Source organism: Enterobacter sp. PL_is379 (assembly GCF_055817355.1).
Window position 1 is genome coordinate 1 of sequence record NZ_JBVPGT010000018.1, and the last position, 13493, is coordinate 13493.

General features: G+C 46.3%; 18 protein-coding genes and 2 pseudogenes. 15 read left to right on the forward strand and 5 right to left on the reverse strand.

Annotated elements, in window-relative coordinates; translation table 11 throughout:
- The 3 genes and pseudogenes from AC0TOY_RS01530 to AC0TOY_RS01540 form a co-directional block, all read left to right on the forward strand.
- Positions 1-541, forward strand: a 541-nt coding sequence (locus AC0TOY_RS01530) for a YnfC family lipoprotein (RefSeq protein ID WP_473721408.1), incomplete at its 5' end; no start/stop codon positions are given.
- Between the two features lie 53 nt (positions 542-594).
- Positions 595-867, forward strand: a pseudogene (locus AC0TOY_RS01535) (hypothetical protein); the annotation flags it as partial.
- A 39-nt stretch (positions 868-906) separates the two neighbouring features.
- Positions 907-1242 carry a tail fiber domain-containing protein gene (locus AC0TOY_RS01540; protein WP_473721433.1) on the forward strand — a complete coding sequence of 112 codons (336 nt, stop codon included), beginning with the start codon at positions 907-909 and terminating at the stop codon, positions 1240-1242.
- Between the two features lie 286 nt (positions 1243-1528).
- On the opposite strand, the gene AC0TOY_RS01545 is transcribed toward AC0TOY_RS01540, so the two are convergent.
- Entirely contained in the window at positions 1529-2062 is a 534-nt protein-coding gene (locus tag AC0TOY_RS01545) for a DUF2778 domain-containing protein (protein WP_063440026.1), read from the reverse strand.
- Positions 2063-2416: 354 nt separating this feature from the next.
- On the opposite strand from AC0TOY_RS01545, the gene AC0TOY_RS01550 reads away from it, so the two are divergent.
- From AC0TOY_RS01550 to AC0TOY_RS01560, 3 genes are read left to right on the forward strand one after another with little or no spacing between them, the layout of a single operon-like run.
- Positions 2417-2836 (forward strand): translesion error-prone DNA polymerase V autoproteolytic subunit, encoded by a 420-nt coding sequence (locus AC0TOY_RS01550; protein ID WP_473721409.1) that lies wholly within the window; start codon positions 2417-2419, stop codon positions 2834-2836.
- A 2-nt stretch (positions 2837-2838) separates the two neighbouring features.
- Positions 2839-4107 (forward strand): Y-family DNA polymerase, encoded by a 1269-nt coding sequence (locus AC0TOY_RS01555; RefSeq protein ID WP_473721410.1) that lies wholly within the window; start codon positions 2839-2841, stop codon positions 4105-4107.
- A gap of 59 nt (positions 4108-4166) precedes the next feature.
- Positions 4167-4685 carry a hypothetical protein gene (locus tag AC0TOY_RS01560; RefSeq protein WP_473721411.1) on the forward strand — a complete coding sequence of 173 codons (519 nt, stop codon included), beginning with the start codon at positions 4167-4169 and terminating at the stop codon, positions 4683-4685.
- Here the strand turns inward: AC0TOY_RS01560 and AC0TOY_RS01565 are convergent.
- The gene (locus AC0TOY_RS01565) at positions 4677-5348 is read right to left on the reverse strand and encodes an SOS response-associated peptidase (protein WP_473721412.1); all 672 of its coding nucleotides are present in this window, start codon (positions 5346-5348) and stop codon (positions 4677-4679) included. The genes AC0TOY_RS01560 and AC0TOY_RS01565 overlap by 9 nt on opposite strands.
- Positions 5349-5661: 313 nt before the next feature.
- Positions 5662-5730: pseudogene (locus AC0TOY_RS01570) on the reverse strand (hypothetical protein); the annotation flags it as partial.
- Between the two features lie 141 nt (positions 5731-5871).
- On the opposite strand from AC0TOY_RS01570, the gene AC0TOY_RS01575 reads away from it, so the two are divergent.
- From AC0TOY_RS01575 to AC0TOY_RS01615, 9 genes are all read left to right on the forward strand, one after another.
- The gene (locus tag AC0TOY_RS01575; protein ID WP_090416733.1) at positions 5872-6192 is read left to right on the forward strand and encodes a cupin domain-containing protein; all 321 of its coding nucleotides are present in this window, start codon (positions 5872-5874) and stop codon (positions 6190-6192) included.
- Between the two features lie 283 nt (positions 6193-6475).
- Positions 6476-7999, forward strand: coding sequence for an EAL domain-containing protein (locus AC0TOY_RS01580; RefSeq protein WP_473721413.1), 1524 nt, complete (start codon positions 6476-6478; stop codon positions 7997-7999).
- 95 nt (positions 8000-8094) lie between these two features.
- Positions 8095-8439, forward strand: a complete 345-nt coding sequence (locus AC0TOY_RS01585) for a DUF1294 domain-containing protein (RefSeq protein WP_473721414.1) — start codon at positions 8095-8097, stop codon at positions 8437-8439.
- Between the two features lie 72 nt (positions 8440-8511).
- Positions 8512-8952, forward strand: coding sequence for a VOC family protein (locus AC0TOY_RS01590; RefSeq protein WP_024907226.1), 441 nt, complete (start codon positions 8512-8514; stop codon positions 8950-8952).
- A 153-nt stretch (positions 8953-9105) separates the two neighbouring features.
- Entirely contained in the window at positions 9106-9555 is a 450-nt protein-coding gene (locus AC0TOY_RS01595; protein ID WP_090416736.1) for a hypothetical protein, read from the forward strand.
- Between the two features lie 258 nt (positions 9556-9813).
- A complete protein-coding gene (locus tag AC0TOY_RS01600) occupies positions 9814-10845 on the forward strand; it encodes a methyltransferase (protein WP_473721415.1) in 1032 nt (343 codons plus the stop codon).
- 90 nt (positions 10846-10935) lie between these two features.
- The gene (locus tag AC0TOY_RS01605) at positions 10936-11133 is read left to right on the forward strand and encodes a hypothetical protein (protein ID WP_023312007.1); all 198 of its coding nucleotides are present in this window, start codon (positions 10936-10938) and stop codon (positions 11131-11133) included.
- 3 nt (positions 11134-11136) lie between these two features.
- Positions 11137-11559, forward strand: coding sequence for a GFA family protein (locus tag AC0TOY_RS01610; protein ID WP_032647497.1), 423 nt, complete (start codon positions 11137-11139; stop codon positions 11557-11559).
- 68 nt (positions 11560-11627) lie between these two features.
- Complete coding sequence (locus AC0TOY_RS01615) at positions 11628-11705, forward strand: hypothetical protein (RefSeq protein ID WP_223239581.1); 78 nt, start codon at positions 11628-11630, stop codon at positions 11703-11705.
- Positions 11706-11769: 64 nt separating this feature from the next.
- Here AC0TOY_RS01615 and AC0TOY_RS01620 read toward each other — a convergent pair whose 3' ends face one another.
- Together AC0TOY_RS01620 and ompC are read right to left on the reverse strand one after the other, a co-directional pair.
- Positions 11770-11895 (reverse strand): hypothetical protein, encoded by a 126-nt coding sequence (locus AC0TOY_RS01620; protein ID WP_265589641.1) that lies wholly within the window; start codon positions 11893-11895, stop codon positions 11770-11772.
- 147 nt (positions 11896-12042) lie between these two features.
- Entirely contained in the window at positions 12043-13152 is a 1110-nt protein-coding gene (ompC, locus tag AC0TOY_RS01625) for a porin OmpC (protein ID WP_024907230.1), read from the reverse strand.
- Positions 13153-13493 lie beyond the last annotated feature (341 nt).

Below are 13493 nucleotides of genomic sequence, written 5' to 3' on the forward strand. Positions count from 1 at the left end.
TAAAATCGCCATCAGACTAGCTAAGAATGGTTGTGTCGAAAGCTTAGATCTTGATAACGTTTCGTCTGGTCATGAAACAAATCTAAAAAATAGCAATGGAAGTCTTGTTGGCCAAAGAGATGGTAAGCCTTTCTCTATACAGCTCGATGAAAAATGTAATATTTTGACTAAAAATGAAAATGGTGACGAGTTGCGATATAGTCTTTACTCGAATGGCTTAATTAAAGACACCTATTTTTTGGGTAAGAAAATATCTGAGCATTTTTATGATGATAATTCTAATTTGATACGTTCTGAGTTTTATGGTTCTGGTAAGGTCCTTTCTAACAACGAAATATCTTATGTTGATAAAGACAGGAAGCCTCTTGATTATAAAATTATAAACACATCAGTTTACTCGGAAGGCTATACAGCAACGAATACTTGTCATTATAGCGAAAAGCTTGTTCCTGAAATATGTAAAGTAACAATGCAGAGCGCAGGGAATCCTGTGCCGAAGCCAGTATTAATGACAGCGAATACGAAAGTTGAATTCTATTAGATTAAATACATTTCAATAAGCCACCTCCGGGTGGCTTTTTTTATGGGCGCAATATGGCTATAGCAACCGCTATTAAAGGCCGCAAGGGCGGCAGTTCAAGCTCAAGGACTCCTACAGAACAGCCAGACGATCTGCAGTCAGTAGCCAAGGCAAAAATCCTTCTCGCGCTGGGTGAGGGGGAGTTTGCTGGAGGCCTTACTGCGCGCGATATTTATCTCGATGGCACCGCACTTGAGAACACTGATGGTTCACAGAACTTCAGCGGTGTGGCTTGGGAGTTTCGTTCTGGAACTCAGGCGCAAAAATACATTCAAGGGATCCCGGGTAACTATATTTTCCAAAAGCAGCCTAACTGTGACATTACGCTGAAGCACGATATTAAATATGATGATGGTTATCAGTCATACGAGAATATCAAGAAATTCCTGCCAGCAACTTACGTCTACAACGATGACCCTCGTGAGAGAGTTCGCCGGGGTGTAATCGCTCAGGACGTCATGAAGATTGATAGTGAGTACGTAAAGCTGGTCCCTGCGGCGCCAAGGTTTGATAGTGAAGGAAACAGGGTTGATGCTGATGATACGTTGGCACTGGATAACAACGTTATCATGCTCGATACAGCACTGGCTCTCAATTACGTCATTAAGCAGTTGGAAAAAACACAGAAAGAACTTGATGAGCTTAAGAAAAAATTTTCTTAGTCATGGAAGTTTAGCGCCGCGGCCCAATCGAAAGAACAAGCAGCGGCGGCATCGATAATTCTGATGACCAAAAATCATTTCTTCAGAAGTTTCTTCAGTCTTATCAGCAAGAACGCTATTAATGCGGACAGAGAAAATTTAATCAAAATTATTGTGAAATCATAGTTATTCATGGCCTCTTCTCCATCACCTGATATCCGAAGATGTTGCATGAAAACATCATTAATCCAGCTATCTGGGATGAGGATAAAACAGACAATAAGCAAAGTAACGAATATTATGATTTTCATCTCACACCACATTTACTGAAGTCAGGAACACCACGTACATCAATACGCCCGTATGCCATTAATCCTTTTCCGCCGGGTACAGTCACTTTTTTCCGTTTGAGTAATGCATTACGAAGAATCTGGAAATCGGCTGCTCTGTAAAGGGTGATGCAGCCCCACGATACACCAGAACCATCAGTATTGAGAGGATGGAGTCTGAAACTGCCACGTTTCGTACCGTTAACATAGACGTAATCGCTCATGGTTTGCGCACTGTACAAACCGAACCATTCAGAGTGATGGTTTTTATACAGGTGTGCCAGATCAATTATTTCAGCTCTCGCCTGGTTAACGAAACTGCCAGTGGGTCGATCAACAATCCAGTAAGTACCGGGTGGAATCGCGGCTTTTTCAATATCTGAGCAGTTAGGATTGTTGATATATCGTTCGATCCCTGACAGAACGTCAAATGATCCAATACCATAACAGTCCAGCTTGAGCGTTTTCCCATCTGACGACAGCCGGCCATAATCCATCATGCAAATCTGCAAGCTCTTACTCCTGTTCTCGATTATCAATTCGCCGGAATGATAATAGATAATAAACGGCTGGTTAACCTACTAATTTTTCAGTGTAAGGTAGGTTAGTTATACACCAGTTTGGTAGTAAGTAGCGGTGATGCCGGTAATGCCCAATGCCTTTTGCTGGCGGAGATCACTCAGGGTTGGTCTAAATATACGCATCTGAGTCAGAACTCGAAAAATTTACAAAGGTTATAATTCGAGGAGAGATAGAAACTTACAAGCGAAGCGGTGAAGCTTTGTACAGCCATAAGGAATCCGCAGTATTGCGAACCCTCAAAAAGAAAACTACTGTATATAAAAACAGTATTTGAGGTGTGCGCAATGGACTTCATTAGGCCAACAGAACTGCGAGAAATTATCGCTCTCCCGCTATTCAGTGACTTAGTTCAGTGTGGTTTCCCAAGCCCCGCAGCTGATTACGTTGAACAGCGTATCGATCTCAATGAGTTACTTGTCGCTCATCCGAGCTCCACCTATTTCGTCAAAGCCGCAGGTGATTCAATGATCGAAGCCGGGATCAGCGATGGTGATCTGCTGGTGGTGGACAGCTCGCACACAGCTGAGCATGGTGACATTGTCATCGCCGCGGTGGAAGGTGAGTTCACTGTTAAGCGCCTGCAACTGCGCCCGACCGTGCAGCTCAATCCTATGAACAGCGCTTACTCGCCGATTATTGTCGGCAGCGAGGACACGCTTAATGTGTTCGGCGTTGTTACTTTCATCGTCAAATCGGCGAGCTGAGTATGTTTGCGCTCTGTGATGTGAATTCGTTCTACGCTTCATGCGAGACCGTATTCAGGCCTGACCTGAGAGGGCGCCCGGTTGTCGTTCTCTCGAATAACGATGGCTGTGTAATCGCACGCAGTGCCGAGGCTAAGGTCGCTGGAATTACAATGGGAGAGCCTTTCTTCAAGCAAAAGGACTTATTCCGGCGCGCTGGGGTTGTTTGCTTCAGCAGCAACTACGAGCTGTACGCAGACATGTCGAACCGGGTAATGACGACGCTTGAGGAAATGAGCCCCCGCGTCGAAATTTACAGTATCGATGAAGCTTTTTGCGACCTGACAGGTGTTCGCAACTGCCGGGACCTTACGGAGTTCGGCAAAGAGATCCGCGCTACCGTTCTGAAGCGTACGCACCTGACAGTTGGGGTTGGCATCGCACAGACAAAAACACTCGCTAAACTCGCCAACCACGCCGCAAAGAAATGGCAGAGGCAGACGGGTGGAGTTGTTGATTTGTCCAATATCGATCGCCAGCGTCGGTTATTGGCAATTGTGCCTGTGGAGGATGTCTGGGGCGTCGGCAGGCGCATTAGTAAGAAGTTGAACGCCATGGGCATCAAAACGGCTCTGGACCTCTCAGAACAAAGCACATGGATTATCCGTAAACACTTTAACGTAGTGCTCGAGCGAACTGTCCGGGAGTTGCGCGGCGAACCATGTCTGGAGCTGGAGGAGTTTGCACCAGCAAAGCAGGAAATTGTCTGCAGCAGGTCTTTCGGTGAACGCGTTACCGAGTACGAACAGATGCGCCAGGCTATTTGCAGCTATGCGGCGCGTGGTGCCGAAAAACTTCGCGGTGAGCATCAATATTGCCGCTTCATCTCTGCATTTGTGAAAACCTCTCCCTTTGCGCTTAACGAGCCGTATTACGGCAACAGTGCGTCCATGAAGCTTCTTACCCCCACTCAGGATTCCCGCGATATCATCAACGCTGTGGTAAAGTGCCTGGACAAAATCTGGAAGGATGGTCACCGGTACCAGAAAGCTGGAATTATGTTGGGTGACTTCTTTAGCCAGGGTGTAGCTCAGCTAAATCTCTTCGACGAGAACGCGCCCCGCGAAGACAGCGCGCAGCTGATGCAGGTCCTTGACCAGCTCAATGCCAAGGGCGGAAAGGGCACGCTCTACTTTGCAGGGCAGGGCATTCAGCAGCAATGGCAGATGAAGCGAGAAATGTTGTCGCCTCGATATACTACGAGATTTTCTGACTTATTAGTAATAAGATAACACAAATACTATTGTCTACATCATCTTAGACGTACCCCGATTCGAGGTGTCATTAACATATGGATATTAACAAGTATTTTCTTAGCAAAGCATTTGTTGCTGCTCAATTATGGGTCTTTAATGGATTTGCAGCTTTATCAATAGCATTTTACTTTTCCCTCTTCAGTGCAGGTAAACCAGCGGAATTTTCAATTTCGCTCCAGTTTTCTGTCGTGCTGTTTGGGATCAGTCTGGTCACTAATGCTTCACTGGCATTCTTGATTTTGGTCTCTAATAAAGACCCCGACTTTCTTAACATGTTAAACAGATCGAAATATTTCAGTTGGGTTCCTCTTACTGCGATGTACAGTATGTTATTTGCTGTTGTTTTTTTAGTTTTAAACTTTTCTTGGACTGCCTTTATATTGTTAATATTAACTATGGCAGGAGTTTACATATTGTTTGAACGAGCTATAAAGCATGAGAGAGAGCAAATTGAAACAAGTATTCGCAAGAGCAAAAATGAGCAAATGTCAACGCTTATTGAGATTTTAAAAATGCAAAGAGAAAAGGAGAGAAATAGTAAAAAATCAGACTAAGGGATTTATAAGATTTTTACCCTGGCTCATAACATTACCCACGGCGCGCGTCACGGCGTGCCAGATAAACTTATCGGCTGGCACAGCGCTATCGGCGGCGATCACTTCAGCTTCTTTCCCGCCTATATCCTTGCGCATCCATTCCCGGGCCGCTTCAGGCGACAGAACCAGTGGCCTACGGTCATGAATGTCGACCAAACCTTTGTCAGCTGCAGCTGTCACGATGAGAAAACCTTCTGCTTCATCGCCGTATTCGAATGGTGTGCTACCAATTGCCGCCATAAAAATCGGCTGACCGTCTGCCCGGTGAATGAAATATGGCTGCTTCTTGCCGCCTTCCTTCTTCCACTCGAACCATCCATCAGCAAAGCAGATTGCTCGGCCATGCTGCCAGAGAGGTTTGAAGATCCTGCTGGTGGCCGCTGTCTCGACACGCGCGTTAATTAGTGGTGGTTTATCCCACCACCCTGGCGCGTAACCCCAGAACATAGGATCAAGATGTAACTGCTCGTCTCGTTCGCTCAGCAACAGGACTTTCGTGCCTGGCGCCACGTTGTAACGTCCAATAGGCTCAGGGTCGTATGCGATGTCGCGATCGGCTTCATCGGCCAGGTAAGCCAGATATTCTTCACGCGTTTGAGCTTGTGCAAAACGTCCACACATAGAAATCTCGAACCAGATATCAGACTTAAAGTATAGGGCAGGGAGAATAAGGGTGGCGCACTGGCTAAAGTTAGGGGCAAATTTGGGGGCAAAAATGCGAAATAGGGGCAAAAAAAGGGCACTAAAATTGTAGTTCTGGGTAGCTTTAGGGAGATGCTATTATGTTATAACTACTTGAATAGATTGATAAAACAAATAATATCAATGAGTTGACAAAATCAGCGCAGCTTATTCAGGTTGTATTGCTCTTTTTTGTTAATCTCTTGATTCTCTTGCATTGAGTACTACCTTCGGAGCCAGCAGGGGCAAAAATTGTATGCCGCGTATGGTACGGATTCCGGCGGCGAATACCAGCACGTTTTGCAGCGAGGTTATATCTGGCGTTGCAACACTGTCAGCGTGCGCTGTGGTTTCAAGGCCTCCTATAGCACATTACTCGTCCTGGTTTTCCATATTTGTTCTATGACGGGAGGAAACTTGTATGGCATAAGAGCGTTAAACGAACATCAAAAGGAATGACGTTATGTCGCTTTATGACCTCAAAACCGAAGCACTTGCATTACCGGAGGCCTGGCACTCTCATGTATTAGGCCGCATTGGAACTGCGAATCTCAAAGTTTTACGAATGGATGAACGCTCAGTGATTGAAGAGGTTCATGAGTATGACGAGGGGTTACTGGTCATTGATGGGCGTCTGGAGCTGAGCGTGAAGGGTAAAAAAATCTCTGTGACGTCTGGACAACTTTATGTAGCCAAAGCTGGCACTCCCCATACTGTCGAAACAGGCAGTTTTGGCACACTGGTTATCATTGATTTACCAGAAACGGAAGTGGCCTCGCTTTAAGCGGCTTGCGATGAAGTGTCAGGGTGTCGTTTTGATCTGGCTCTCAGTCTACCTGAAATTAATGAAAACGTATCAGCAGGGCTGCCATTCGGTGGCCTTATATCTTTCCCCTCGATGATGTTGTTTATTGCGCCATGGGAGCAGACCAAATATTCGGGTCTGAATGAAAATTTTCGACGCCTGACATGGTAATTATTATGTTATCTACCATGATTAAGACGATGACAATTCAATCGCTTCAGCATCGCTGAAGCGGTTACTTCACTCTAATCGAGAACCCTAAATGCGCCATGCATCTATCCCCGTAGCTGCAGCCACGGCAATATTTTTGCTGGGCGTTTTTATTATCAATTTACAGGTTTGGTATTCTGCACGGGCTGACAGCTTTGCAGGGGCGCACTATGTCGTGCGGAACATGAACGTCATTCTTAAAGAAGCCCGTCATGCGACCCAGATTGCAATGCAGCTTGCTGAGAATGAGTGTGATGCTGAAGGACAGTATCGGCTCGGCACTGAAGCGGCATTACAACCACACCTGAGAACGATCGTTATTCTGAAAAAAGATGCGGTCTGGTGCTCCTCCTTACCAGGAAACCGCGTGTTGTTGGTTAACGGCTCTGCGCTGCCTGCAGCATCGTTACTACTCGTTCCAGCGAAAAGTACGGTCAACGGCCTGCCGGTTCTCTTATACCAGACAAATCATGCCGGAAGCCGAATCATGGTGAGCATCAGTGACAGCCATATCCGCGATGCATTGAATATGCCATTACGCGGCGTGGGATATTCACTGAACGTCGGCGATCGTATCTTAGGCCAATCAGGCGATGTGTTGACGGCAGCCCATTCGAACAAAGATGTACTAACGGTAAAAGATGCTGATTTTCCTTTCGCGATTCAATTTAACGCTCCGCCTCTGTTTAGCCTGACGAGATTATTCGACCAGGCCGGTGGGGTGTTGTTATTTCTGTTGCTCATTTCCTCTCTTCCTGCTTATCTTTTGCAGCGTTATCTCTCTAAGGATATTTCGCCTGAGGAATCTCTGCGTACTGCCATCTACAAAAATGAAATTATTCCCTATTACCAACCCGTCGTGAGCGGAAAAGAGGGCACCTTGCGTGGCGTAGAAGTGCTGGCCAGATGGAAGCATCCGCAATCGGGGTTTATTTCTCCCGCGTCCTTTATTCCTCTCGCTGAAAAATCAGGGTTAATTATTCCGTTAACTCAAAGTTTAATGAAACAGGTTGCAAAGCAGATGAATTCTATTTCAACATTGCTGCCAGAAGGGTTCCACGTAGGGATGAACTTCAGCGCTTCTCATATCGTTGCGTCCACCTTTGTTGAAGAGTGCCTCCACTACAAACACAGTTTTATTCAACAGGATCTTAATCTTGTCGTTGAGGTGACCGAGCGCGAACCGCTCCACATCGATGAACATCTCGTCAGGACGCTGAATGAGCTGCATAACAACGGATTTGCTATTGCCCTGGATGACTTTGGTACGGGATACTCAGGTCTATCCTATCTGCAAGCGCTTCATATTGATTACATTAAAATCGACCAAAGCTTTGTTGCCAGGGTTAACGCGAATGAGGATTCAACGTTGATCCTGGATTCGGTGCTGGAGTTGGCAAAAAAACTATCAATTAGCATCGTGGCGGAAGGTGTTGAAACAGAAGAGCAGCTTGATTACCTCACGCGCAATCATATCCGTTTTTTACAAGGCTTTTTCTTCTATAAACCTCTTCCTTTCAAGGAACTGCTCAAAGTTCTCCTGTCGAAGCCAAAAGTTAAAGTGAGGGTGGAATGAGGTTTAACCCGCTATCAGCGTTTCACCCTGAAACATTTCTAAGATAGCGTATAATCCCTCTTCCAAAACCGCTCAACAACCCACTGGCTTGTGCTATGACCCTCAATCGCTTTTGTTACTTACTCCTGATCTTTGCTGCGATCGGTAGCTTTCTGGCCTCGAATCCTGTGGTGATGTGGTTTCTGCTGATCAATGTGCTGACGTTGGCTCTGTATGGCGCTGATAAAATGGCGGCGCGTAAAGGGATGCGCAGGGTACCGGAAGCTACATTGCTGGTATTTGGCGTGACAGGAGGTTGGCCTGGCGCCATTGTGGGCCAGCAGCTTTTTCGCCATAAAACCCAAAAGCAGCCCTTCAAAACCTACTTTTTCTTAAGCGTCGTGGCCAGCATCGGCATGATGGCGGTGCTTTACCATTTCTCTCCTGTTTCTTCTTTATGAACGTATTGACATCAAGTTAACTTGAGCTTTTAAGATGCCAGCAGCAAGTTGATAAGGGAGTAACATCTTAAAATGAAAGAGATTGATGTAGGTTTCACTCATGTTGCGTTTATGGTCAGAGACCTGGAAAAGAGTATTGCCTTCTATCGTCGCTATGCCGGTATGGAGGTCATTCATTTGCGTGAACCCGATATGCCTGATGCAAGAAAAGTGGCATGGCTTAGCGACCATACTCGTCCTTTTGCACTTGTTCTTGTACAGGCCGATACCGTGACCGATACGCCGCTGGGTAGCTTCGGGCATCTGGGTATTGCCTGCGCGACCCGCGAAGAAATTGACAGAAAAACCGCGATGGCTACCGCTGAAGGCGTGCTAAGGAAAGCGCCTGAGAACGTAGGCGATCCCGTCGGCTACTATGTCTTTTTTGCCGATCCCGATGGAAATACGTTAGAGCTGTCATTTGGACAGCGTGTCGGTCTGGAAGCGATTCGAACGATGAATCGGGATAAATAACGCGGGTAAACGTCCGGAACGAAGAAATGGGGCGCATCGCACGTCGTTAATTAATCCTCCATCACTGCCAATAGTAGTAGGACTATTCTTAAGTGGTTGCTGTTTTTTGCACAATCTGAATAATACGTGCAACAACAAGGAAGACAACATCCCATGAAAATAAATTCTATTATACTGGCAGTGCTGTCTGTCTTTTCTGCGCCTTCCTGGTCTGCTTTTCAGGAACGGGAATATAATACCTGGTATATCAAAAATGCGGTCCTTTATGATATGACACAAACCTCGGAAGGCTTTCCCGTCATGGTGAGTGTTTCTCAGCCAGGGCGAAAATCCGCTAACTTGCTGGTGTCATATATTACTGAAGGCCTTTGTGGTGATAATAACCTTCCGCTAAATGTGAATGGTAAAATCCTGCCCGCCAAATATGATTGTGTTCAGATAGGGCAGAACAGAATTGAACATTTTTCAGTGGTGGATGCGGACAGCGTTAATGGCATGGTGACGCATTTGAAATCTGATTTCACTATTCTCCTGCAAAACGATATCAAAATTTGGGCGGCAAATATCAAAACGCCAAAATACGGGCTGGCACCGAGATTCTAACGATGAAATGTCTGTCTCGCGACAGGTATTACTTCTATCATGGTAATCATTTATGAAATAATAGTGTCGTGGTGTTATTAATCAAAATAAGGAGTAAGTGGCCCTGTTTTTTTACGTATTGAAATGGACTGTATGCTAAACGGTACGAAACCGCACAAATAATCCTTTCTGACATTATGGATAAAGCTCACTACCAGACTTACGCTTGCTAGCGGCGTTTTAGTTGTTCAGCACATCTTTACTGGTAAGGAGCAGAAAATGTCGCAACGTAATAGTCTGGATTTACTAAGCCGTAAAGAGGGAATGTGTCTGTTAGAGCAAAGCATGGGTTTTGTCTGGCAGGCAGCACTTCGGGCGGTCGCGGTATTAGGGGTCGCAGATCGTCTGGTTGAAGGAAAAAAATCCGTTACGCAACTGGCGGAGGAGCTTAGTGTCGATGGCGACTATCTTCATCGGATCATGCGCTTATTGTCCTCTCGCGGGGTGTTCAACGAATTATCTGAAGCTGAATACAGTCTTAGCCATTCAGCACAATTCCTCTGTTCTGAGCATGAATTTTCCTTGCGTGCGGCGGTGCTCATGCTGACAGACCCAACATTCTGGCAGCCAGCGGCTAAAATGGATGAAATATTGCAAGGCAAACCTGTTTTTAATGATTTGTTTGGCAAGCCTTTTTACGACTACTGGCAGCATGATGACACGATGACTGACAGCAACATTTTTCATGCCGGTAAGGCCTCTATGTCATCCGTAGAGAATGAAGTCATCGCAGATAGCTATTCGTTCCCTCAAAACGCAGTCGTTGCCGATATCGCCGGTGGGCTGGGTAACTTATTGTTGGCCGTTTTACGTCGAAATCCGACCTTAACGGGGATCCTCTTCGATCAAAAAGACGTGCTTGAGCGGAATCGACTGCACCTGTTAAAGGATAATCGTCGATGGAAGACCGTTGAGGGGAGCTTTTTTGAAGCCTGTCCTGTAGCGGACATTTACCTGCTTAAATATATTTTGATGGACTGGCCTGATGAGAAGGCCATTCAGATCCTTCAATGCTGCAGAAAGGCTATGAAAGAAAACTCCCGGCTATTAATTTTTGAGCCGCTTATTAAAAAAGAAAATAATGAACAGGGACGATTTGAAATTGACCTTCTTCTGTTAACAAGTTTTGATGGAGGGCGGGCACGAACAGAGTCTGAGTATCAGGCCTTGTTTGAACAGACCAATCTGAGGTTGAACAAAATAATAGACACCCGTTCGTATCTGTCGATTTTAGAAGTCGTACCTGCCTGAACAGTTTAAATAATATTCACAGAGCATGTGCCCGGCATTCCGTTTTACCGTATTCCTGCTACGCTTGTCTCTTGTACCAGGAGCATGAATATGAAAAACAAAGATGAACAAACCGGATTAGTGGGGCTGGCGATTGGGGCCGCCGTCATTGGGCTGGTTTCAGCGCAGAAACCGATCCATCGCAACAGTATTGTCGATGAGCTGGTCAGGCTGGGCAGGCAAAAAGGCGATGGTGTAGAAGACGAGGTTTTCGTGAAAGCCGCCGAGCTGGTGAGAAAAGGGGTATAGCCTATGGCTGAATGTCGTAATGCGCAGTGCCATTGCGGTGCGGTGGCCTTTACCGTTGCGCTCACGGATGGCCTGAATACCGCGCGGCGCTGCAGCTGTTCTTTTTGTCGCATGCGGGGTGCGGTCGTCGTCTCTGCGCCGCTGTCAGGGATTACTGTGACAAAAGGTGAGGATAAGCTCACGGAGTACCGTTTTAACACGGGAACGGCACGGCACTTCTTCTGCTCGGTGTGCGGGATCTACACATTCCATCAGCGGCGTTCCAATCCAAACGAATACGGCGTGAATGTTGCCTGCTTTGAAAACGTCTCACCGTTCGATTTCTCTGAGGTGAAGGTAATGGACGGGGTAAACCATCCCTCGGATGGAGACAGCGGGGTGTTTGGCTATCTCTCTTTTCGCAAGAAAGGGACAGTTGAGGCGTAATTGCCGCCTGGCCATTCTTTAATCAGCCTGGCTATAGTGGAGGGTGGTTATCTGAAACAGGAGAGACTATGCTCTGTGTTGAAAAAGACGATCCGCGAGAGGCGCCTGAATCAGGTGATAAAAAGCCTCAACCGGTGAAAAAATAACGCGACCTGTGCGTTTATCCGCCACCGGCACTGCTGGTGGCTTTTTATTTTCCAGGAAAACCTGTTAACCGCCATCCAGGTGGGTTAACACAGCGCCGAGGTGCCCGACAATATCAGCAAAATCAAAAATTAACGCCATCCACAGCAAGGCTAAAAGGGCAAGTACGGCAAGGGATACACGACCAAACAACGCTGTTATCCTTAGTGACGAAAGGGCTATCACCTGAGTTTAACCCGTTTTCTTTCAACTTACCTTCAACCAACCCTTTTCTGAAACTGTCTTTTGTGACGTACTTCAAAAAAAATTGAGCCCGCATCATAATGCGGGCTCTGGCAATTAGAACTGGTAAACCAGACCTAACGCGACGACATCATCCGTGCCGATGCCGTTGTTTTTGTAGAAGCTGTCATCTTCATCCAGCAGGTTAATTTTGTAATCAACGTAGGTGGACATGTTTTTATTGAAGTAGTAGGTCGCGCCTACGTCAGCGTATTTAACCAGATCCTGATCGCCCTGACCGTTGCCCAGATCCTTACCTTTAGACTGGAGGTATGAAAGGGTCGGACGCAGGCCGAAGTCGAACTGGTACTGCGCGGTCACTTCGAAGTTCTGGGTTTTGTTCGCCACGGCGTCGGTGTTATCACCGTACGGCGTCATATTGCGGGTTTCAGAATACATTGCCGCCAGATAGATGTTATTGGCGTCATATTTCAGGCCCGCAGTCCATGCATCCGCTTTGTCGCCGCCCGCTGTGGTATGCATCACCTGCTCGTTGGTACGGTCAGAAGAGGTGTAGGCTGCACCCGCAGTAATGCCCATGCCGAAGTCATAGGTAGTAGAGATACCGAAGCCGTCGCCGTTCTCGTGACGCGTGTCGCGACCGTTGTTGGTACCTTCCTGATTGTTGCTGGCGTCTTCATTTTTGCCCTGATACTGCAGCGCAAAATTCAGACCCTGCACCAGACCATAGAAATCGGTGTTACGGTAGGTGGCCACGCCGTTGGCACGGCCGGTCATGAAGTTGTCGGCTTTAGTGTAGGAGTCACCGCCGAACTCAGGCAGCATATCGGTCCAGCCTTCAACGTCGTACAGCACGCCATAGTTACGACCGTAATCAAAGGAACCGTAGTCGCCCACCTTCACACCAGCGAAGGCCAGACGCGTCCAGGACTGGTTATCAGACCCTTCGGTGTTATTGGCCTGAATGTTGTATTCCCACTGTGCGTAGCCGGTCATCATGTCGTTGATCTGGGTTTCGCCTTTGAAGCCCAGACGCATATAGGTTTGATCCCCGTCAGCGCCTTTATCATCGGAGAAATAGTGCAGACCATCTACTTTTCCGTACAGATCTAATTTGTTGCCGTCTTTATTATAAATCTCTGCTGCATGAGTTGCGCCAGCCATTAACAGAGCCGGAATCATCAGGGCCAGTACTTTTCTTTGCATTGTGATATTCCTTTGCAGTTGTTTTTATTTAATTACCTGTTGAACTTCCCGAGTGAGAAAGTTGTCTCATGCTAAATCACTCCTGTGTAAGAGTAATAAATTATAATTGTTACGAACTAAGTAAAATCTAAACCGAATAAATCAATGGTAATGGTCATCTGTTTGATGAATGTATTAATGCAAAACATAATAAATTAAAATTATTAATCAGGCGTTAATTAAGCTATTCTTGGCGGCGTTATATGCCTTTAAGATTATTTATCCATAATTCGCGTGAATAATATTTAGGAAACTAAATAGATATTTATTGATTATCTGGATTCGCCCGGTGTGAATACACC